The sequence below is a fragment of the Citrobacter sp. Cpo147 genome (genome assembly GCF_030332405.1).
GTDB lineage: Bacteria > Pseudomonadota > Gammaproteobacteria > Enterobacterales > Enterobacteriaceae > Citrobacter > Citrobacter portucalensis.
Genome location: NZ_JAOWHX010000029.1, coordinates 11,866 through 33,082 on the forward strand (window position 1 = coordinate 11,866; position 21,217 = coordinate 33,082).

General features: G+C 52.7%; 18 protein-coding genes. 7 read left to right on the forward strand and 11 right to left on the reverse strand.

Translation table 11 applies throughout. The annotated features are described in order from the left end of the window. Window positions 1–32: 32 nt before the first annotated feature. The 11 genes from fis to acuI form a co-directional block, all read right to left on the reverse strand. Window positions 33–329, reverse strand: coding sequence for a DNA-binding transcriptional regulator Fis (gene fis, locus OGY06_RS01065; RefSeq protein ID WP_000462905.1), 297 nt, complete (start codon window positions 327–329; stop codon window positions 33–35). A gap of 25 nt (window positions 330–354) precedes the next feature. Then, the gene (gene dusB / locus OGY06_RS01070) at window positions 355–1,320 is read right to left on the reverse strand and encodes a tRNA dihydrouridine synthase DusB (protein ID WP_032934195.1); all 966 of its coding nucleotides are present in this window, start codon (window positions 1,318–1,320) and stop codon (window positions 355–357) included. 298 nt (window positions 1,321–1,618) lie between these two features. Then, window positions 1,619–2,353, reverse strand: coding sequence for a carbonic anhydrase (locus tag OGY06_RS01075; RefSeq protein ID WP_226804259.1), 735 nt, complete (start codon window positions 2,351–2,353; stop codon window positions 1,619–1,621). Window positions 2,354–2,523: 170 nt separating this feature from the next. Further along, window positions 2,524–3,405, reverse strand: coding sequence for a 50S ribosomal protein L11 methyltransferase (gene prmA / locus OGY06_RS01080; protein ID WP_003025221.1), 882 nt, complete (start codon window positions 3,403–3,405; stop codon window positions 2,524–2,526). 11 nt (window positions 3,406–3,416) lie between these two features. Further along, window positions 3,417–4,868, reverse strand: coding sequence for a sodium/pantothenate symporter (panF, locus tag OGY06_RS01085; protein ID WP_191222090.1), 1,452 nt, complete (start codon window positions 4,866–4,868; stop codon window positions 3,417–3,419). Continuing rightward, window positions 4,858–5,100, reverse strand: a complete 243-nt coding sequence (locus tag OGY06_RS01090; RefSeq protein WP_003828839.1) for a YhdT family protein — start codon at window positions 5,098–5,100, stop codon at window positions 4,858–4,860. The genes panF and OGY06_RS01090 overlap by 11 nt, the downstream gene beginning before the upstream one ends. 107 nt (window positions 5,101–5,207) lie before the next feature. After that, entirely contained in the window at window positions 5,208–6,557 is a 1,350-nt protein-coding gene (accC, locus tag OGY06_RS01095) for an acetyl-CoA carboxylase biotin carboxylase subunit (RefSeq protein ID WP_003828838.1), read from the reverse strand. A gap of 10 nt (window positions 6,558–6,567) precedes the next feature. Then, on the reverse strand, window positions 6,568–7,038 hold the full coding sequence (gene accB / locus OGY06_RS01100; RefSeq protein WP_003025210.1) for an acetyl-CoA carboxylase biotin carboxyl carrier protein: 471 nt from the start codon (window positions 7,036–7,038) through the stop codon (window positions 6,568–6,570). A gap of 392 nt (window positions 7,039–7,430) precedes the next feature. Continuing rightward, window positions 7,431–8,030 carry a protein-methionine-sulfoxide reductase heme-binding subunit MsrQ gene (gene msrQ, locus OGY06_RS01105; RefSeq protein WP_003828835.1) on the reverse strand — a complete coding sequence of 200 codons (600 nt, stop codon included), beginning with the start codon at window positions 8,028–8,030 and terminating at the stop codon, window positions 7,431–7,433. Continuing rightward, window positions 8,031–9,035 carry a protein-methionine-sulfoxide reductase catalytic subunit MsrP gene (gene msrP / locus OGY06_RS01110; protein WP_193134769.1) on the reverse strand — a complete coding sequence of 335 codons (1,005 nt, stop codon included), beginning with the start codon at window positions 9,033–9,035 and terminating at the stop codon, window positions 8,031–8,033. Between the two features lie 119 nt (window positions 9,036–9,154). Then, window positions 9,155–10,129 (reverse strand): acrylyl-CoA reductase (NADPH), encoded by a 975-nt coding sequence (gene acuI / locus OGY06_RS01115; protein ID WP_003828832.1) that lies wholly within the window; start codon window positions 10,127–10,129, stop codon window positions 9,155–9,157. A 225-nt stretch (window positions 10,130–10,354) separates the two neighbouring features. Here acuI and csrD point away from each other — a divergent pair, with 225 nt between their 5' ends. From csrD to yhdP, 7 genes are all read left to right on the forward strand, one after another. Further along, entirely contained in the window at window positions 10,355–12,295 is a 1,941-nt protein-coding gene (gene csrD / locus OGY06_RS01120; RefSeq protein ID WP_048236872.1) for an RNase E specificity factor CsrD, read from the forward strand. A gap of 306 nt (window positions 12,296–12,601) precedes the next feature. Further along, the gene (mreB, locus tag OGY06_RS01125) at window positions 12,602–13,645 is read left to right on the forward strand and encodes a rod shape-determining protein MreB (protein ID WP_000913396.1); all 1,044 of its coding nucleotides are present in this window, start codon (window positions 12,602–12,604) and stop codon (window positions 13,643–13,645) included. 66 nt (window positions 13,646–13,711) lie between these two features. Further along, window positions 13,712–14,734, forward strand: coding sequence for a rod shape-determining protein MreC (mreC, locus tag OGY06_RS01130; protein WP_003828827.1), 1,023 nt, complete (start codon window positions 13,712–13,714; stop codon window positions 14,732–14,734). Beyond that, on the forward strand, window positions 14,735–15,223 hold the full coding sequence (gene mreD / locus OGY06_RS01135; protein WP_003025196.1) for a rod shape-determining protein MreD: 489 nt from the start codon (window positions 14,735–14,737) through the stop codon (window positions 15,221–15,223). 7 nt (window positions 15,224–15,230) lie between these two features. After that, complete coding sequence (locus OGY06_RS01140) at window positions 15,231–15,824, forward strand: Maf family protein (protein ID WP_057067977.1); 594 nt, start codon at window positions 15,231–15,233, stop codon at window positions 15,822–15,824. Further along, window positions 15,814–17,283, forward strand: coding sequence for a ribonuclease G (gene rng / locus OGY06_RS01145; protein ID WP_003025190.1), 1,470 nt, complete (start codon window positions 15,814–15,816; stop codon window positions 17,281–17,283). The genes OGY06_RS01140 and rng overlap by 11 nt, the downstream gene beginning before the upstream one ends. 111 nt (window positions 17,284–17,394) lie before the next feature. After that, window positions 17,395–21,195: an AsmA2 domain-containing protein YhdP gene (gene yhdP / locus OGY06_RS01150; protein WP_197385466.1), complete on the forward strand. Its 3,801-nt coding sequence runs from the start codon at window positions 17,395–17,397 to the stop codon at window positions 21,193–21,195. Window positions 21,196–21,217 lie beyond the last annotated feature (22 nt).

Genomic DNA, 21,217 nt, shown 5'->3' on the forward strand with positions numbered 1-21,217 from the left:
GCCTTTTAAAACAAACATTTAACTGATTAGTATCAGTTCATGCCGTATTTTTTCAGTTTTTTACGCAGCGTACCACGGTTGATGCCCATCATCAGGGCAGCACGGGTCTGGTTACCGCGGGTGTATTGCATCACCATGTCCAACAGGGGCTGTTCTACTTCAGCCAGTACCAGCTCATAGAGATCGTTAACATCCTGACCATTCAATTGAGCAAAATAGTTCTTCAGTGCCTGTTTAACCGAGTCACGCAGGGGCTTTTGAGTTACCTGGTCCTGAGAGTTAACGGTAGAAACGGTCAGTACGTCAGAATTTACGCGTTGTTCGAACATAGTTCTGTCAGCTCTTTATTTCTGTTTACGCAAAATTTTCGAAGTATGCCTCCAACGCCGCCAGCTGTTCGCTGGAATCTTCAATGGCGTTGAATGTGCGCCGAAACTGGTCATCCGGAGCGTGTTCCTGGAGATACCAGGATACGTGTTTACGCGCAATTCGGTACCCTTTTGCCTGACCATAAAAGTCGTGCAGTTCCCGAATGTGCGCACAAAGCAAGCGCTTCACCTCTGCCATAGGCAGCGGGGGCAGCAGCTCCCCAGTGTCCAGATAATGCTGGATTTCCCGAAAGATCCAGGGTCTTCCCTGAGCTGCACGTCCTATCATCAGGGCATCCGCCCCCGTATAGTCGAGTACAGCTCTGGCTTTATGCGGGTCAGTAATGTCGCCATTCGCGATAATCGGAATGGAAACTTTCTGCTTAACTGCCCGAATACTGTCGTACTCAGCATCTCCATTGAACAAACAGGCGCGGGTGCGTCCATGAATGGTCAGAGCCTGAATGCCACAGTCTTCAGCCAGTTGGGCAATCTCTACGCAGTTACGGTGTTCCGGAGCCCAGCCGGTGCGAATCTTGAGTGTGACAGGAACGTCCACTGCATTGACGACCTCGGTTAGTATCGATTTCACTAAATCCGGGTACTGCAAGAGGGCTGAACCTGCGAGCTTGCGATTCACTTTTTTAGCCGGACACCCCATATTGATATCAATAATCTGGGCGCCGCTTTCCACGTTAATACGTGCGGCATCGGCCATCTCAACAGGGTCGCTACCGGCAATTTGCACCGTGCGAATTCCTGGCTCATCAACGTGCACCATCCGTAAACGAGACTTGTCACTTTCCCAAACCTGCGGGTTAGAAGACATCATCTCGGATACTGTCAATCCTGCTCCCATCTCATAGCACAGCGTCCTGAATGGTCTGTCAGTGATGCCAGCCATAGGTGCTGCGATCAGGCGATTTCTGAGCTGGTATTGTCCGATGCGCATGAGTTAAGAAATGACCATACTGTGACTGCAAGGCGGCGTATATTACGCATTTTTCGCACGAGATGAAAGGCCAAACTTTGACCAATCCACTGAGGTGGATCAATGAATTGCCGTAAATGTGAACGCATGAAAATATTTAATCATATAAATCATCGCATTATAAAAATGTGTCGATTTTATATACACATATAATTTTGCGTAACTTCTCATTTTTTCTTCAGCTGCAGACGGTACTGACAAGATATTCTGCTGAATTAATCAGCAAATTACCTCGTCATTGTGTGATCGCTACCTCATTTTAGTACAGGATCTCGGTATCCCCAGAATAGCTGTCCGTAATCTTGCGTTCATTCAACGGCTGCAGCGGGCGATTGTTTGCTGGCCCAACAATGTAGTGAAATTTATCCAACTGTTCGGCAGAAAGAGCAACAGGCGTTTTCAGGACAGACCAGGTGACGCCTTCGGTGCAGGGAGGTGTTGTTAACGAACCACGGTAGCGCCAGTAGGTTTTATTGTCGGGTAAAAGCTGGTGGATATCGACCGGCGAGAAGATGTCCATGCTGCTGTCCTCCATGGTTGGAAAGGACTCCCACAAATTTTGAATCGCCTGGTTCTGTTCACCCACGTCAAACATAACCGCCACAATAGCAATGTCTCCGGATTGATTTTTGTGGAGCAACTGCATCTCCAGCGGATAGGTTTTACCGTTGAGGGTATGTTCACTCGGGGCGTGAAAATCAAATTGTTTTAAATAATAAAGCGTTTCATCAATTTCAATAGAATTAGATGCGTAACTACTCATCGTTGCTTGCAACGTATGGTTAATGCTCCGAAATCTAGTTGGGCCATCGACGTACTGCATGTTTAGCGCGGGGAGACCGAGTTTACTGGTTGTGGTGGTCTGGATGTCTATGGGGGATTGGTTTATGCCTGTCTGGCACGTTGCATACGCTTTGCTGATTTCTCCCCATCGTGCGGGGCCGTTTTCTTCGGTATATCCCCATGGTACGGCCAGCGTGGTCAGTGGCATCATGCATGCTGCCAGCAAAGTTGTTGTAAAACAGTTGAAACGCATACGTTTACTCAACGAAACTCAATATAAAAAATAACAAAATCAATTGATTATTATATCGCTGAGGAAAGTGTCGGTATGCTGGTCAATTGTCTGAAAATGGCGTGGTCAGATAACCACGCCGGAAGGGATTATTTTTTCTGGCCGGTAATACGACACCACTCTTCTTTCTCTATAACCGGATCGAGCGTAAAGAGATCGGCATAGGCTTCACAGACGCTTTCCGCCTGGCTGGCAAGAATACCAGAAAGCCCAAGCAAACCGCCCTCAACGGGCAGTACGCTGATTAACGGAGCCAGTTCACGTAATGGGCCAGCAAGGATGTTGGCGACCACCACGTCGGCTTTCATCGCCTCTGGCTGGTCTTTCGGCAGATAAAGCTCCAGACGCTCAGAAACACCATTACGCTGGGCGTTATCACGGCTGGCCTGAATCGCCTGCGGGTCGATATCCACGCCAATGGCTTTCGCCGCACCCAGCTTCAGTGCCGCAATGGCAAGAATGCCGGAGCCGCAGCCAAAGTCGATAACCGTTTTACCGTTAAGATCAAGACCGTCCAGCCATTGCAGGCACAGAGAGGTAGTGGGGTGCGTGCCTGTGCCAAATGCCAGACCCGGGTCCAGCATCACGTTGACAGCATTCTCATCCGGGACATCGCGCCAGCTTGGGCAAATCCACAGACGTTCACCAAAGCGCATCGGGTGGAAGTTATCCATCCATTCGCGTTCCCAGTCTTTGTCTTCGAGCTGTTCGATTTTATGCGCGAAGCCTTCACCCAGCAGCGGATGCTGTTCCAGGATGGCAACCACTTCTTTCATGTCGGTTTCTGCATCGAACAAGCCGATAACGTCGGTATCACCCCACAGGCGAGTCTCGCCCGGCAGAGGTTCAAACACCGGCGTATCATGCGTATCCTGGAAAGTAATGGAAACGGAGCCCGCTTCCATCAGCGCATCGCTCAACTCTTCAGCGTTGGCACCGGTCGTGTTCAGTTTCAGTTGGATCCATGGCATGGCAAAACTCTTTATTTATCAGTAGTCAATATGGCGGCTTGCGGGACGGCGGAACCGAAACGGTTGCCTATCAGGAAAGCCAGCAAGCTTATCAGTAACGAGGGCACGATTGGGTGGAAGCCCAGGAACTGAACGTTAAAGGTGGCGAGTAGAGCATAAAGCACGCCGCCGACAATCATCGCGCTCAATGCGCCTGACGCGTTTGCCCGCTCCCAATAGAGGCCCAGCACCAGAGGCCACAGGAAGACGGCTTCCAGCCCGCCAAACGCCAGCAGATTCAGCCAGATAATCATCTCTGGCGGTTTCCAGGCGGCCAGCAACAGTAACGCGCCCAACAGCAGGGTAATCACTGCCGACATGCGTTTCAGCCGGGTTTCGTTTTCCAGCTGTTCCGGGCGAAGGTTCAGGTACAGATCCTTAATGATCGTAGCGGAACTTTGCAGCAATTGGGCATTGATCGTCGACATAATCGCAGCCATAGGTGCGGCGAGGAAAATCCCGGCAGCGACCGGCGGCAGGACTTTGACCATCAGCGTAGGGATAACCAGATCCGGTACCGTCAGGTCAGGGATGACCGCCCGTCCCAGGGCACCCGCCAGATGCATACCAAACATCAGGATCGCCACTACGATGGTGCCGATGATAATGCCGCGGTGTACCGCTTTACTGTCTTTATAAGAGATGCAGCGTACCGCGGTATGCGGTAGGCCAATCACGCCAAAGCATACTAACACCCAGAATGAGGTCATAAACGTGGGTGACAAAATGTCATCAGCGCCCTGCGGCGAGACCAGTTTAGGGTCGATAGTCTGCAGGGTTACCACCGCATTGCTAAGGCCACCGGCAGCATGAACGACGCCGACCAGCAAAACGATAGTACCAATCAGCATCACCATGCCCTGCATGGTGTCGTTCAGTACACTGGCGCGAAAGCCGCCGAACGCCGTGTATAACGCGATGCTGACGCCAAAAATCAGCAGACCGGTTTCGTAGGGGATACCCGCTGCGGTTTCCAGCAAACGTGCGCCGCCAATAAACTGTACGGTCATTGCCCCGATAAACGCGACCAACAGGCTGAGGCTTGCCAGCCATACCAGCAGGCGGCTCTGGTAGCGCGCAAATAGCATATCGTTGAGGGTAACAGCATTATAGCGGCGTGCCAGAATCGCGAACTTCTTGCCGAGAATACCCAGCGACAGCCAGACGGCAGGCAACTGGATCATCGCCAGCAGCACCCATCCCAGTCCGTATTTGTAAGCGGCACCAGGACCGCCAATAAACGAGCTGGCGCTAATGTAGGTTGCCGTTAGCGTCATCGCTAACACGACCCCGCCCATGGAGCGGCTGCCAAGGAAATATTCATTCAGGAAGGTACCGGTAACTCTCTTACGCATGGCATAAACAGAGAGACCGAATACCACCAGAAGATAGGCGACCAGCGGTAAAATAACTTCAAGCTGCATCGTCATCCTCCAACGGAATGTCGCGATAGATAAACTTTACCATCGCCCAGCACAGCACGATAAAAACCAGCGGCGTTAACAGGCAGGCCATTTCGAACCAGTGCGGTAAGCCGGTAAAACCCAGCGTTGAATCAGGTAAGTAAGCGGCCACTAACCATGTGACCAGATATAAAAGGGTTAGCCACAGCGCCCAGCGCGCCTCTTTATGGGCCTGAACAAAACGAGCGTCCATTTTTTGTCCCTTGTGGATAAAGAAAGCGGGGATTGTACCTTATGGCACGTGCGGGAGGGGAGAAAAACAAAAGGCCGGAATTTCCGGCCTTTTCGGTTAACGCACGCTTACTTTTCCTGAAGTCCGAGTTTTTTCTCCAGGTAGTGGATATTGGTTCCACCGTGCTGGAAGTGCTCGTCATTCATGATACGGATCTGCAGGTCAACGTTGGTTTTGATACCGTCGATGATCAGTTCCTGCAATGCGTTTTTCATACGGGCGATAGCGACGTCGCGGTTTTCGCCATAGCAGATCAGCTTACCGATCATTGAGTCATAGTACGGAGGTACGGTGTAGCCTGCGTAAATATGAGACTCCCAACGCACACCAAAGCCACCCGGCGCGTGGAAACGCGTGATTTTACCCGGGCTTGGCAGGAAGGTGTTCGGGTCTTCGGCGTTGATACGGCATTCAACCGCATGGCCTTTAACCACAACTTCGTCCTGCTTGATGGACAGCGGTTGGCCCGCTGCGATGCGCAGCTGCTCTTTGATCAGGTCAACGCCGGTGATCATTTCGGTTACCGGGTGTTCAACCTGAATACGGGTGTTCATCTCAATGAAGTAGAACTCGCCGTTTTCGAACAGGAACTCGAAAGTACCCGCCCCGCGATAGCCGATATCAACACAGGCTTTGGCGCAACGCTCGCCGATGTAGCGACGCAGTTCCGGGGTAATGCCCGGCGCTGGTGCTTCTTCGACAACTTTCTGGTGACGACGCTGCATGGAGCAGTCACGTTCTGCCAGATAAATCGCGTTACCCTGACCGTCAGCCAGCACCTGAATTTCAATGTGGCGTGGGTTTTCCAGGTATTTCTCCATGTAGACCATATCGTTATTGAAAGCGGCTTTCGCTTCCGCTTTGGTCATGGAGATGGATTGTGCCAGTTCGGCATCGCTGCGCACGACGCGCATACCGCGACCGCCGCCGCCGCCGGAGGCTTTGATGATAACCGGGTAGCCGATGCGTTTAGCATGAGCGCGGTTAGCGTCCATGTCATCGCCCAGCGGGCCGTCAGAGCCTGGGACTGTCGGTACGCCCGCTTTCTTCATCGCGGTGATTGCAGACACTTTGTCGCCCATCAGGCGGATGGTGTCGGCTTTCGGGCCGATGAAGATAAAGCCAGAACGCTCTACCTGCTCAGCAAAGTTGGCGTTCTCAGAGAGGAAGCCATAGCCCGGGTGAATTGCCACCGCGCCGGTGATTTCAGCGGCGCTGATGATAGCCGGGATGTTCAGATAGCTTTTTACGGACGGAGCCGGGCCGATACAGACCGTCTCATCCGCCAGCAATACGTGTTTTAAATCGCGATCCGCACTTGAATGCACAGCGACAGTCTTGATGCCCAGTTCTTTACAGGCACGAAGAATACGCAGGGCAATCTCGCCGCGGTTGGCGATAACAATTTTATCCAACATGTTCGCCTCGTTATTCGATGACGACCAGCGGCTCGTCAAATTCTACCGGTTGACCACTTTCTACCAGAATCGCTTTAACTACGCCGGATTTGTCGGCTTCGATCTGGTTCATCATTTTCATGGCTTCAACGATGCACAGGGTATCGCCCGCATTCACTTTCTGTCCGATTTCGATGAACGCTTTAGCATCCGGGCTCGGGGTGCGGTAGAACGTACCAACCATTGGGGAGCGTACGATGTGACCACTGATTTCCGCTGCTGCCGGAGCTTCCATACTTGGAGAGGCAGTTTGTGCGACAGCGTTAGACAGAGCTGGTTGCTGCATCACTGGTGCAGCATAAGCCTGTTGCATCATCGGAAAACTTGCAGCTGGCGCTGCACGGCTGATGCGTACAGATTCTTCGCCTTCAGAAATTTCCAGTTCGGAGATGCCTGATTCTTCAACCAGCTCGATCAGTTTTTTAATCTTACGAATATCCATGAGTGGGTTCCGTACTCTTTGTTTAGTGAGATTGTGACAGGCGTTTTACCGCCGTCTGTATAGCATTTTTATAACAGTGAGTGACAAGATGCCACGCATCTCAGGCGCTGCACTGGGCGCTGCTGCCATTAAGTGAGATTGCCAGACTTGTTAGTCATTGTGCGGCTATCTTCTGCCATTTTCGGGTAAAAGACAAAATATACCTTCAATATGCGATTGTCACCCTTTCAGCGCCTTAAAAACGCTACCAGGGATAGCAAAGTCGCACATTATAACTATTTCGTAGCAATTGGCAGCTAAATACTGGTCTTATCAGGGAAGATAATCAACCGTTAACATGTAAAGAAAATCGGATCGTCAGTGTTTTGCAACGCACTGCACATATCGTGAAACTACCGCCACCACTGGCGAAACTTCTTGTAACGGCACGCTAACAGCACCGCAGCGATCGCTGCATAAATAATCGGTTGAGGGGAGATAATTTTAACCGACCACAGATAATGTATGGGTGTCAGGATCGCCACAAGATAGACGAAGTTATGCAAATACTGCCATTTTTTACCCAGCTTTCGCTGTGCAGCCTGCGTGGACGTTAAGGTGAGGGCGAATAATATGACCCAACTGGCAATGCCCAAGGTTAAATAAGGCCGCGTAATTAATTCCCGCCCTAACAACGCCAGATTATTAATGCCCAGTTCCAGTAATGCGTAGCTGGTTAAATGCAGCGTTGCCCAGGCAAAACACCATAGCCCTAACAGGCGACGTGTGCGTATCAATAATGGCTGTTTAGCGTAGCGCGCGAGTGGAGAGACCAGCAAGGTCGCCAGCAAGAATTTCAGAGCTGTCCTACCGGTAAAGTGCTGGATATCTTTGACCGGATCGGCGCTCAGGCCGCCGTGATTTACCGCCCAAAATAGCCAGATAAACGGCAAAAAACCGGCAAGATGCAGGCAAACTTTCAGCCCGGTAATGTGCTTTGCAGTCAGACGCACTTAAAAATTCTCCTGCAAATTGAGTCCGCGATACAGTGACGCAACCTCTTCGGCATAGCCGTTAAACATCAGCGTGGGCTGACGCTGTACGTCCAGAATACCGCCAGCGCCAATAAAACGCTCGGTGGCCTGGGACCAGCGGGGATGATCGACATGCGGATTCACGTTGGCATAAAACCCGTATTCATTGGGCGCGGCCAGATTCCAGGTTGTCGGAGAGCGTTCGCGCGTGAGTTTGATACTCACGATCGACTTAATGCCTTTAAATCCATATTTCCACGGCACAATTAAGCGAATGGGCGCGCCATTTTGTGGCGGAAGGGCTTTTCCATAAACCCCCACTGTAAGCAACGTGAGTGGGTGCATCGCTTCATCCAGACGCAGTCCTTCAACATAGGGATACTTCAACCCGCCGCCAATAAAGCGATCTTTTTGTCCCGGCATTTCCTCTGGTGCGTACAGCGTTTCGAACGCGACATACTTCGCATTGCTGGTGGGTTCCACCTGCGCCAACAGTTTATGTAACGGAAAGCCAATCCATGGCACGACCATTGACCAGGCTTCCACACAGCGCATCCGGTAAATCCGTTGCTCCAGCGGGAAACGGGTGGTCAAGGTGTCGTGATCGAGAGTGAGTGGTTTGGCGACCTCACCACTGATTTTTAATGTCCATGGATCGGTTTTCAGGCTACCCGCGTTGGCTGCTGGATCCGCTTTGTCGAGACCGAATTCATAGAAGTTGTTGTAGCCAGAAACTTTATCCGCTGGGGTTAAAGGAAGCGAATTTTGCCAGGCGGCGGGCTTGCTGAAATTAAGCGGCTTTCCTGCGGGCGCGGGCGGGCGGTCATTACCCTTAAACCAACTCAGAAGGTCAGCCTGCGCAGAGTGGGGTAAAGACAACGCGGCTGCGCTGATCCCTAATGCTTTCAGCACCTGGCGACGCTGCATAAAAAAAGCCGACTCGTCAGTGACGTCGGCTTCTGTAAATGGACGTAATTTCTTCATAACAGACTCCCGGCTTACGCGTCATAACTGACAGGGGACGCGTAGTTAATATGGCAGGGAGTCTGTAGATGTGCCGCGAAATTTCGTTAATTAAGTGTAAATTTCTGCGCCAGGGTCTGTTACTTCACCTTCACCAGCGTACGGCCTTGCACCTGGTTATTGATTATGGCATCGGCGAACTTCGGCGCATCCGCCAGCGTAATTTCCGTTGCCGCCTGAGCATAGAAAGATTCCGGCAGATCCTTAACCAGACGCGCCCAGGCTTCTGCACGGCGTGCCGGCGGGGTCATCACCGAGTCCACTCCTTGCAAACGAACGTTACGCAGAATGAATGGCATCACCGTGGTTGGCAGAGCGAAACCGCCCGCCAGACCGCAGGCAGCAACACAGCCGCCGTAGTTCATCTGCGCGAGGACTTTCGCCAGAACTTTGTCGCCAACGGTATCCACCGCGCCAGCCCACAGCTGTTTTTCCAGCGGACGAGACTCGGCAAACTCATCGCGACCAAGAATACGGTTTGCGCCCAGGCTTTTCAGGTAGTCGTGGGTGCTTTCACGGCCCGAAACCGCCGCAACCTGATAACCCAGCTTATGCAGTAACGCAACGGCCGTGCTGCCCACGCCTCCGCTGGCGCCTGTGACGACAATCTCACCGTCTTGCGGACGAATTCCTGCATCTTCAAGCGCCATGACGCAAAGCATGGCGGTAAAGCCAGCGGTACCGATGACCATGGCTTTACGTCCATCCAGCCCTTTTGGCAGCGCAACCAGCCAGTCGCCTTTCACGCGTGCGCGTTCTGCCAGTCCACCCCAATGATTTTCACCCACGCCCCAACCGGTCAGTAAAACCTCCTGACCCGCATGAAAACGGGGATCTTCGCTTGCGCGCACGGTACCGGCGAAATCGATACCAGGAATCATCGGAAAATTACGAATGATTTTTCCCTTGCCGGTGATAGCCAGGGCGTCTTTATAGTTCAGGCTTGACCAGTGGACATCCACCGTCACATCGCCTTCCGGTAGCTGATTTTCGTCGAGGGGTTGAACGGATGCGAGGGTTTTTCCGTCCTGCTGTTCTAAGATCAAAGCCTGCATAACCTGTCCTCAATTCGTATAGTGGATTGGAAAATTAATAATGAAGACTATACTCGCTAATCAAAACATGATGCCGATTCTGCGCAATAAATTGCCAGATATACCTGATTTGGTAGTATGCCCTCACAGTTTGTATAAATTGACGGATTTTGCCTTCAGTTTTGCATTTTAGAGTCGATTTATTACTTTCAGGCCTGTTTCATAACTGTCGGAGTTAACACAAGGATGCGATTAACGACGAAATTTTCAGCTTTTGTCACGCTGCTTACTGGGTTAACGATCTTCGTGACTCTGATCGGCTGTTCGCTGAGTTTCTACAACGCTATTCAATATAAGTTCACCACGCGCGTTCATGCGGTCGCGACGGCGATTGATACGCATCTGGTCTCCAGAGATGTCGTTGCGTTAACCCCGCAAATCGATGAGCTGATGGTTTCTGTTGATATCGTGCGCATCGAACTGTTGCAGGGCGGAAATGTGGTGTATGACCACTCACGCACCAGCAGCTACCGACCGGCAGGGACGAACAATCTCTACCGCGAGATTACCGTACCGTTGGTCAAGCATCCGGGTATGTCATTGCGTCTGGTTTATCAGGATCCAATGGGTAACTATTTCCATTCGCTACTGACCACCGCACCGCTCACGATAGCCATTGCTTTCATTATTCTGATGCTCTTTTTGTCCGTGCGCTGGCTTCAGCGCCAGCTTTCAGGTCAGGAACTGCTGGAGATTCGTTCCACACGTATTCTGAACGGCGAGCGTGGACCGAACGTGCGGGGAACGGTCTATGAATGGCCTGCGCGTACCAGCAGTGCGCTCGATATGCTGCTGACTGAAATTCAAAATGCCCGCGAGCAACGCAGCCGCCTGGATACGCTGATTCGTTCCTATGTCGCGCAGGATACAAAAACCGGGCTAAGCAACCGCTTGTTCTTTGATAACCAACTGGCCACGCTGCTGGAAGATCAGGAAAAAGTAGGCTCGCATGGCGTCGTGATGATGGTGCGCCTGCCGGATTTTACGCTGCTGCGCGATAGCTGGGGAATCACCCTCGCAGAAGAACAAATCTCGACGCTGATCAATTTGTTGTCGACTTTTATGACGCGATATCCGGGCGCGTTGCTGGCGCGCTACCACCGTAGCGATTTTGCTATCCTGCTGCCACACCGCACGTTGAAAGAGGCGGAAAGCATTGCCGGGCAATTATTAAAAGCGGTAGATGCACTTCCGGCTAATAAAATGATCGATCGTGCCGATATGGTTCATATTGGCATTTGCGTTTGCCGCAGCGGTCAGTCGCCGGAGCAAGTGATGGATCATGCTGAAGCCGCCACCCGGAATTCGGTATTGCAGGGCGGAAATAGCTGGTCGGTCTATGATGACTCGCTGCCGGAAAAAGGTCGGGGCAACGTACGCTGGCGAACGCTTATCGAACAGATGCTTAGCCGGGGCGGGCCGAGAATTTATCAAAAGCCTGCCGTAACGCGTGAAGGCCGGGTGCACCATCGGGAGTTGATGTGCCGTATTTTTGATGGCAACGAAGAGGTCATTTCGGCGGAATATATGCCGATGGTCCTGCAATTTGGTCTGGCAGAAGAATATGACCGTTTGCAGATAAGCCGTCTGATCCTGCTTTTGGGCTACTGGCCGCAGGAAAATCTGGCGATGCAGACAACGGTTGAATCGCTTATTCGTCCACGTTTTCAGCGCTGGCTGCGTGATACGCTGATGCAGTGCGAAAAATCATTACGCAAACGCATAATTATTGAACTTGCTGAGGCAGATGTCTGTCAACATATCAGCCGGTTACAGCCCGTCATCAGATTGATGAATGCGCTGGGCGTGCGTATTGCCGTTACGCAGGCGGGGTTAACGCTGGTGAGCACCAGTTGGATCAAAGAGCTTAACGTTGAGTTATTGAAGCTGCATCCAAGTCTGGTGAGGAACATTGATAAGCGAACGGAAAATCAGCTTCTGGTTCAAAGCCTGGTGGAGGCCTGTTCGGGAACACCCACACAGGTTTACGCCACGGGCGTACGTTCGCGTAGTGAGTGGCATACGCTGACAGAACGCGGAGTTGCAGGTGGGCAAGGGGATTTTTTTGCCGCATCACAACCACTTGACACTAACGTGAAAAAATATTCGCAAAGATACTCGGTTTAACCTGCCGTTTAATTTGTTTTCACGTAGAATAACGCGCGCTGTGCCTTCTGGGGGTGTGCTTGCCTGCTCGCCAGGTTGTAACAGCAAACATGCAGGTGAATGACCTTTGACAGGTTGCAAACAAAAGCGAGGAGTGCTGCTGATTTATTCAGCCCTGATGGACTCAGGCCGGTTTTGTAACAAAGGAAACGAACTGCACTAATTTTCACCGTAGCAGATGATTTTTGCGCCTTGTCGCTGCTGCGTGTGGTTGGTAAAGTAAGCGGATTTTGTTTTCCGCCCCAGCTTTCAGGATTATCCCTTAGTATGTTGAAAAAATTTCGTGGCATGTTTTCCAATGACCTGTCCATTGACCTGGGTACCGCGAATACCCTTATTTATGTAAAAGGACAAGGCATCGTATTGAATGAGCCTTCTGTTGTGGCCATTCGTCAGGATCGTGCCGGTTCGCCGAAAAGCGTGGCTGCAGTAGGTCATGATGCGAAGCAGATGCTGGGTCGTACGCCGGGCAATATCGCTGCAATTCGCCCAATGAAAGACGGCGTTATCGCTGACTTCTTCGTGACTGAAAAAATGCTCCAGCACTTTATCAAGCAAGTGCACAGCAATAGCTTCATGCGCCCAAGCCCGCGCGTACTGGTGTGTGTACCGGTTGGAGCAACTCAGGTTGAACGCCGTGCGATCCGTGAATCAGCTCAGGGCGCAGGTGCTCGTGAAGTCTTCCTGATCGAAGAGCCGATGGCGGCCGCGATCGGTGCGGGTCTGCCAGTTTCTGAAGCAACCGGTTCAATGGTTGTGGATATCGGTGGCGGTACCACTGAAGTTGCCGTTATCTCCCTGAATGGCGTGGTTTACTCCTCTTCTGTCCGTATTGGCGGCGACCGCTTCGATGAAGCCATCATTAATTATGTTCGTCGTAACTACGGTTCCCTGATCGGTGAAGCGACCGCAGAACGTATTAAACACGAGATCGGTTCCGCTTATCCGGGTGACGAAGTGCGCGAAATCGAAGTTCGCGGTCGTAACCTGGCTGAAGGCGTTCCGCGCGGCTTTACCCTGAACTCCAACGAGATTCTGGAAGCCCTGCAGGAACCGCTGACCGGTATCGTGAGCGCAGTAATGGTTGCACTGGAACAGTGCCCGCCGGAACTGGCGTCTGACATCTCCGAACGCGGTATGGTGCTGACCGGCGGTGGTGCGCTGTTGCGTAACCTTGACCGTCTGTTAATGGAAGAAACCGGTATTCCAGTTGTTGTTGCTGAAGATCCGCTGACCTGCGTGGCGCGCGGCGGCGGCAAGGCGCTGGAAATGATCGACATGCACGGCGGCGACCTGTTCAGCGAAGAGTAATCGGATGCAGGTTGGGTAGCCCCCGCGGGTTGCCCTTCCGCTCTGATACGAGAATACGCATAGACTATGAAGCCAATTTTTAGCCGTGGCCCGTCGCTACAGATTCGCCTTATTCTGGCGGTGTTGGTGGCGCTCGGCGTTATTATTGCCGACAGCCGCCTGGGTACGTTTAGTCAAATCCGAACGTACATGGATACCGCCGTCAGTCCTTTCTACTTTATCTCAAATGGTCCTCGTGAATTACTCGACGGCGTGTCGCAAACGCTGGCTTCGCGTGACCAACTCGAACTTGAAAACCGTGCGTTGCGTCAGGAACTGCTGCTGAAAAACAGCGAACTACTGATGTTGGGGCAATACAAACAGGAGAACGCGCGTTTGCGTGAGCTGCTGGGATCGCCATTGCGTCAGGACGAACAAAAGATGGTGACGCAGGTCATCTCAACGGTTAATGACCCTTACAGCGATCAGGTCGTGATCGACAAAGGGAGCGTTAACGGCGTCTACGAAGGCCAGCCGGTTATTAGCGACAAAGGCGTAGTAGGTCAGGTCGTGGCGGTGGCTAAATTAACCAGCCGCGTGCTGCTGATTTGCGATGCGACGCATGCGCTGCCTATTCAGGTACTGCGTAATGATATCCGCGTAATCGCTGCGGGTAACGGCTGCACCGACGATCTTCAGCTCGAACACCTGCCGGCCAACACCGACATTCGCGTTGGCGATGTGCTGGTCACCTCGGGTCTGGGTGGACGTTTCCCTGAAGGTTATCCGGTTGCTGTTGTTTCTTCCGTTAAGCTGGACACTCAGCGCGCTTATACTGTGATTCAGGCTCGCCCGACTGCGGGTCTGCAGCGTCTGCGCTATCTGCTGCTGTTGTGGGGTGCCGATCGTAATGGCGCAAACCCGATGACGCCGGAAGAAGTACACCGCGTTGCTAATGAACGTCTGATGCAAATGATGCCGCAAGTTCTGCCTGCACCAGATACCATGGGACCGCCTGCGCCGATGCCAGCACCTGCAACAGGCGTGGCTCCAGCGCCCGCAGATACCACGCCGCCACAACCTGCTCCGCGTAAGCCGGGAGGACAGTAAGTGGCAAGCTATCGTAGCCAGGGACGTTGGGTGATTTGGCTCTCGTTCCTTATTGCACTGTTGCTGCAAGTCATGCCCTGGCCGGATGACATTCTGGTTTTCCGGCCAAACTGGGTGCTGCTCATCTTGTTGTATTGGATCCTGGCGCTGCCGCATCGCGTAAATGTGGGCACGGGATTTGTGGTGGGTGCCATACTGGATCTCATCAGCGGCTCCACGCTTGGAGTGCGCGCATTGTCGATGAGTATCATTGCTTATCTGGTCGCGCTGAAATTCCAGCTATTCCGAAACCTCGCGCTCTGGCAACAGGCGCTGGTGGTCATGTTGTTATCACTGGTCGTGGATATTATTGTTTTCTGGGCCGAGTTTTTAGTGATCAACGTCTCTTTCAGACCTGAAGTGTTCTGGAGTAGTGTAGTGAATGGTGTGCTTTGGCCATGGCTATTCTTACTGATGCGTAAAGTCCGTCAGCAGTTTGCGGTGCAATAAGGTTGATATGAATACTCTGTATCTTGCTTCAGGTTCTCCACGTCGTCAGGAGTTGCTCGCTCAGCTTGGTGTTACGTTTGAACGACTGGTCCCTGGGATTGAAGAACAGCGGCACCCGCAGGAAAGCGCGCAGCAGTACGTTTCCCGTCTGGCGCGCGAAAAAGCGCAGGCTGGCGTAGTACTGGCACAGCGCGATTTGCCGGTATTGGGTGCGGATACCATCGTTATCCTTAATGGCGAAGTGTTGGAAAAACCGCACGACGCCGACCATGCCGCAGCAATGCTGCGCAAACTGTCGGGCAAAACGCATCAAGTTATGACGGCCGTGGCACTGGCCGATCGCCAGCACAGTCTGGACTGCCTGGTAGTGACGGAAGTGACATTCAGAGCACTAACCGATGAGGACATCGCGGGCTATGTTGCCAGCGGTGAACCAATGGATAAAGCAGGTGCATACGGTATTCAAGGGTTGGGTGGCTGTTTTGTCAGGAAGATAAATGGCAGCTATCACGCCGTAGTCGGCTTACCGCTGGTAGAAACGTATGAGTTGCTGACCAATTTTAACGCACTGCGTGAGAAAAGGGATAAACATGACGGCTGAATTGTTGGTAAACGTAACGCCATCGGAAACTCGGGTGGCTTACATTGATGGCGGTATTCTGCAGGAAATTCATATTGAACGTGAGGCGCGACGCGGAATCGTAGGCAATATCTACAAAGGTCGTGTAAGTCGTGTACTTCCGGGTATGCAGGCGGCTTTTGTAGATATTGGACTGGATAAAGCCGCATTTCTTCACGCTTCTGACATCATGCCGCACACCGAATGCGTGGCGGGTGAAGAACAAAAACAGTTCACTGTACGCGACATTTCTGAACTGGTGCGCCAGGGTCAGGATCTGATGGTGCAGGTGGTAAAAGATCCGTTGGGAACTAAAGGCGCACGCCTGACGACGGACATCACGCTTCCTTCCCGTTATCTCGTCTTTATGCCGGGTGCTTCGCACGTTGGCGTATCCCAACGTATCGAAAGCGAAACCGAACGCGAACGCCTGAAAAAAGTGGTGGCGGATTACTGCGATGAGCAGGGCGGCTTCATCATTCGCACGGCGGCGGAAGGCGTATGCGAAGAGGATCTGGCCTCGGATGCTGCCTACCTGAAGCGCGTCTGGACGAAAGTCATGGAGCGTAAAAAGCGCCCGCAAACGCGCTACCAGATGTACGGTGAACTGGCACTGGCACAGCGCGTGTTGCGTGACTTTGCCGATGCACAGCTTGACCGCATCCGCGTCGACTCCCGTCTGACCTATGAGGCGTTACTGGAATTTACGGCGGAATATATCCCCGAGATGACCAGCAAGCTGGAACATTACAGCGGGCGCCAGCCTATTTTTGATCTCTTTGACGTAGAGAATGAAATCCAGCGCGCGCTGGAACGCAAAGTTGAGCTGAAGTCTGGCGGTTATCTGATCATCGATCAAACCGAAGCGATGACCACGGTCGATATCAATACCGGCGCGTTTGTTGGGCATCGTAATCTCGACGACACTATCTTTAATACTAATATTGAAGCAACGCAGGCCATTGCTCGTCAGCTGCGTCTGCGTAACCTCGGCGGTATTATCATTATCGATTTTATCGACATGAATAATGAAGATCACCGTCGCCGGGTGCTGCACTCCCTGGAGCAGGCTCTGAGCAAGGATCGCGTAAAAACCAGCATTAACGGTTTTTCACAGCTGGGCCTGGTGGAGATGACACGCAAGCGCACACGTGAAAGCGTGGAGCATGTACTGTGCAACGAGTGTCCGACCTGCCATGGGCGTGGTACGGTGAAAACGGTGGAAACCGTATGCTATGAAATCATGCGCGAAATCGTGCGCGTACACCATGCATATGACTCTGACCGTTTCCTGGTTTATGCCTCTCCGGCAGTGGCTGAAACCCTGAAAGGTGAAGAGTCACATGCGCTGGCGGAAGTTGAGATCTTTGTCGGCAAACAGGTCAAAGTACAAATCGAACCGCTGTATAACCAGGAGCAGTTCGACGTCGTCATGATGTAAATCGTGTAGTGGCACCCGCGTATGTAAGCCGGATAAGGCGCAAGCGCCATTATCCGGCAATATTCACTCAAGGGGTGTGAGTCATATTTTTTGGTAGACAAGGAGAGGCGCGTGAGGCGATTGCCGGGGATTTTACTGCTCACTGGAGCCGCATTCGTTGTCATCGCAGCGCTGTTGGTCAGTGGACTGCGCCTTGCGTTACCTCATCTTGATAGCTGGCGTCCGGCCATTCTTGGCAAGATTGAATCCGCCACAGGTCTGCCTGTTTCCGCCAGCCAGCTTTCTGCCAGCTGGCAAAATTTCGGTCCTACGCTTGAAGCGCGTAATATCCATGCGCAGCTGAAAGATGGGGGAGAATTTTCGGTAAAACGCGTCACGCTGGCGCTGGATGTCTGGCAAAGTTTGCTGCACATGCGCTGGCAGTTTCGCGATCTCACCTTCTGGCAACTTCAGTTGCGCACCAATACTCCTATCCAGCGCAGCGAAGGCGGAGATGGGATTGAAACCGGCCATCTCAGCGATCTCTTCCTGCGTCAGTTTGATCATTTCGATCTACGCGACAGCCATATCAGCTTTATAACCCTCTCAGGTCAACGTGCTGAACTGGCGATCCCCCAGCTTACCTGGCTGAACGGTAAAAATCGGCATCGCGCCGAGGGTCAGGTCAGCCTCTCCAGCCTGACCGGACAGCACGGCGTTATGCAGGTGCGTATGGATCTGCGTGATGACGAAGGGCTGTTGAATAACGGTCGGGTCTGGCTGCAGGCAGACGACATCGACGTCAAACCGTGGTTGGGCAAATGGATGCAGGATAATGTCGCGCTGCAAACCGCGCGTTTTAGCCTGGAAGCATGGATGACGATCAGCAAAGGCGTCGTTTCTGGTGGCGATGTCTGGCTAAAAAAAGGCGGGGCAAGTTGGCTGGGTGAAAATCGTAAGCACACGCTCTCCGTCGATAATCTGACGGCGCACATCAGCCGTGAAGAGGCGGGCTGGCAATTCTCTATTCCCGATACCCGTATCACCATGGATGATAAACCCTGGCCGAGCGGGGCATTAACGCTGGCCTGGATCCCTGAGCAGGAAGTCGGTGGCGAGAATAACAAACGCAGTGATGAGCTACGCATTCGTGCCAGTAATCTGGAACTGGCCGGGTTAGAAGGACTGCGTCCGATGGCGTCCAGGCTATCGCCTGCGCTGGGTGATATCTGGCGGGCCACGCAGCCGAGCGGCAAAATAGATGTGCTTGCGCTGGATATCCCGTTACAGGCGACAGAAAAAACCCGCTTCCTGTCCTCGTGGACCGATTTGGCCTGGAAACAGTGGAAGCTGCTGCCGGGGGCAGAACATTTCTCCGGTACGCTTGCGGGAAGCGTTGAAAATGGGGCGCTCACCGCCTCCATGAAACAAGCAAAAATGCCGTATGAAACCGTCTTCCGCGCGCCGCTGGAAATAGAGAACGGCGTGGCGACGCTAAGCTGGCTGAAGAATGATAAAGGCTTCCAGTTAGACGGGCGCAACATTGATGTTAAAGCGAAAGCGGTACATGCGCGCGGTGGTTTTCGCTATCTGCAACCGGCTGATGATGAGCCATGGTTGGGCATCCTGGCCGGTATCAGTACCGACGATGGCTCTCAGGCCTGGCGCTACTTCCCGGAAAACCTGATGGGCAAAGAGCTGGTTGACTACCTCAGCGGCGCTATTCAGGGCGGCGAGGCGGATAACGCCACGCTGGTGTATGGCGGTAACCCGAATCTGTTCCCGTATCTGCACAACGAAGGGCAGTTTCAGGTCCTGGTGCCGCTACGCAATGCGAAATTTGCTTTCCAGCCCGACTGGCCTGCGCTAACCGATCTTAATATCGAACTAAACTTCATTAACGATGGCCTGTGGATGAAGACGGATAGCGTCAATCTGGGCGGCGTGAAGGCCAGTAACCTGACGGCTAATATTCCCGACTATGCAAAAGAAAAGCTGCTGATTGATGCCGATATCAACGGGCCAGGCAAGGCGGTTGGACCTTATTTTGATGAGACACCATTGAAGGATTCTCTCGGCGCCACGCTGGAACAGTTGCAAATTGACGGTGATGTGAATGCTCGCTTACATCTTGATATTCCGCTAGACGGCTCGCTGGTTACCGCCAAAGGCGACGTCAACCTGCGTAATAACAGTCTGTTTATTAAACCGCTCGACAGTACGATGAAGAATTTGAATGGTAAATTCAGCTTTATCAACGGCGATCTGAAGAGCGAGCCGATGACGGCGAACTGGTTTAATCAGCCGCTGAACGTCGACTTCTCCACCACCGAAGGGGCGAAAGCCTATCAGGTAGCCGTGAACCTGCAAGGTGACTGGCAACCAACCCGCATGGGGATTTTACCGGCGCAGGTCAACGATGCGTTACGTGGCAGCATGGCGTGGAATGGCAAGGTGGGTATCGATCTTCCGTATCATGCCGGGCCGACCTACGACATTGAGCTAAAGGGTGACCTGAAGAATGTAAGTAGTCACTTACCTGCTCCGCTGAATAAAGCTACCGGTGAGGCGTTGCCGGTGAACGTTAAGGCCAGGGGCAATCTGCGCAGCTTTGAACTGACCGGTAATGCTGGCAGTAAGAACCACTTTAACAGCCGCTGGTTGCTGAATCAGAAACTGACGCTTGACCGCGCTATCTGGACGTCGGAAAGCCGCACTGTGCCCGCGTTACCCGATCAGCAAGGCATTGAGCTTAATCTTCCCCCTATGGATGGCGCGCAATGGCTGGCATTGTTCCAAAAAGGCGCAGCGGATAACGTTGGCACTAATGCCAACTTCCCACAACGCATCACCGTGCGTACGCCATCGTTATCCCTGGGCGGTCAGCAGTGGAATAATTTGAGTATTGTGTCTGAGCCTGCGAGCAATGGCTCTATCGTACAGGCGCAGGGTCGTGAAATTAACGCCACGCTGGCGATGCGCAATAATGCGCCATGGTTGGCCAATATTAAGTATCTTTATTACAACCCCAGCGCGGCGAAAGCGTCACCGGGCAACACACCAGCCTCGCCGTTTTCCGCCGTGGACAACTTCAGCTTCCGCGGCTGGCCGGACCTTCAGTTACGCTGTGCCGAGTGCTGGATGTGGGGACAGAAATATGGGCGTATTGACGCCGATGTAGCAATTAAAGGCGACACGCTAACGCTGAGCAACGGTCTGTTGGATACGGGATTTGCCAGACTGACCACCGATGGCGTGTGGGTGAATGCGCCGGGCAAAGAACGAACGTCACTGAAGGGTAAACTGAGCGGTAATAAAATTGACTCCGCTGCCAGTTTCTTTGGCGTATCGACCCCGATTCGTAACTCTTCGTTCAACGTGGGGTATGACCTGCACTGGCGTAACCCGCCATGGGATCCGGATGAAGCTTCGCTGAATGGGATTTTGCGTACCCGGTTGGGCAAAGGTGAGCTTACTGAACTCAGCACCGGACATGCGGGGCAACTATTGCGACTGCTGAGCTTTGATGCGTTGCTACGTAAACTGCGTTTTGATTTTAGCGATACCTTCAGTGAAGGTTTCTATTTCGACTCGATTCGCAGTACGGCGTGGATCAAAGATGGCGTGATGCATACCGACGACACGCTGGTGGACGGTCTGGAGGCAGACATTGCAATGAAAGGCTCAGTGAACCTGGTCCGTCGGGAGCTGGATATGGAAGCCATTGTCGCGCCTGAAATTTCTGCCACCGTAGGGGTTGCCGCTGCGTTTGCTGTCAATCCGATTGTCGGCGCGGCGGTGTTTGCTGCCAGTAAGGTTCTGGGACCATTGTGGAGCAAAGTTTCGATTCTGCGCTATCGCATCACCGGTCCGGTCGATAAGCCGCAGATTAACGAAGTTCTGCGCCAGCCGCGCAAAGAAAGCCAGCAATGATTTGACGGGGGCGAGTAATTGC

Excerpts from the sequence above, each read along its gene's own strand:
- fis (WP_000462905.1), bottom strand. The coding sequence starts at position 329 with ATGTTCGAACAACGCGTAAATTCTGACGTACTGACCGTTTCTACCGTT.
- dusB (WP_032934195.1), bottom strand. The coding sequence starts at position 1,320 with ATGCGCATCGGACAATACCAGCTCAGAAATCGCCTGATCGCAGCACCT.
- OGY06_RS01075 (WP_226804259.1), bottom strand. The coding sequence starts at position 2,353 with ATGATGCCACTGACCACGCTGGCCGTACCATGGGGATATACCGAAGAA.
- prmA (WP_003025221.1), bottom strand. The coding sequence starts at position 3,405 with ATGCCATGGATCCAACTGAAACTGAACACGACCGGTGCCAACGCTGAA.
- panF (WP_191222090.1), bottom strand. The coding sequence starts at position 4,868 with ATGCAGCTTGAAGTTATTTTACCGCTGGTCGCCTATCTTCTGGTGGTA.
- OGY06_RS01090 (WP_003828839.1), bottom strand. The coding sequence starts at position 5,100 with ATGGACGCTCGTTTTGTTCAGGCCCATAAAGAGGCGCGCTGGGCGCTG.
- accC (WP_003828838.1), bottom strand. The coding sequence starts at position 6,557 with ATGTTGGATAAAATTGTTATCGCCAACCGCGGCGAGATTGCCCTGCGT.
- accB (WP_003025210.1), bottom strand. The coding sequence starts at position 7,038 with ATGGATATTCGTAAGATTAAAAAACTGATCGAGCTGGTTGAAGAATCA.
- msrP (WP_193134769.1), bottom strand. The coding sequence starts at position 9,035 with ATGAAGAAATTACGTCCATTTACAGAAGCCGACGTCACTGACGAGTCG.
- acuI (WP_003828832.1), bottom strand. The coding sequence starts at position 10,129 with ATGCAGGCTTTGATCTTAGAACAGCAGGACGGAAAAACCCTCGCATCC.
- csrD (WP_048236872.1), top strand. The coding sequence starts at position 10,355 with ATGCGATTAACGACGAAATTTTCAGCTTTTGTCACGCTGCTTACTGGG.
- mreB (WP_000913396.1), top strand. The coding sequence starts at position 12,602 with ATGTTGAAAAAATTTCGTGGCATGTTTTCCAATGACCTGTCCATTGAC.
- mreC (WP_003828827.1), top strand. The coding sequence starts at position 13,712 with ATGAAGCCAATTTTTAGCCGTGGCCCGTCGCTACAGATTCGCCTTATT.
- OGY06_RS01140 (WP_057067977.1), top strand. The coding sequence starts at position 15,231 with ATGAATACTCTGTATCTTGCTTCAGGTTCTCCACGTCGTCAGGAGTTG.
- rng (WP_003025190.1), top strand. The coding sequence starts at position 15,814 with ATGACGGCTGAATTGTTGGTAAACGTAACGCCATCGGAAACTCGGGTG.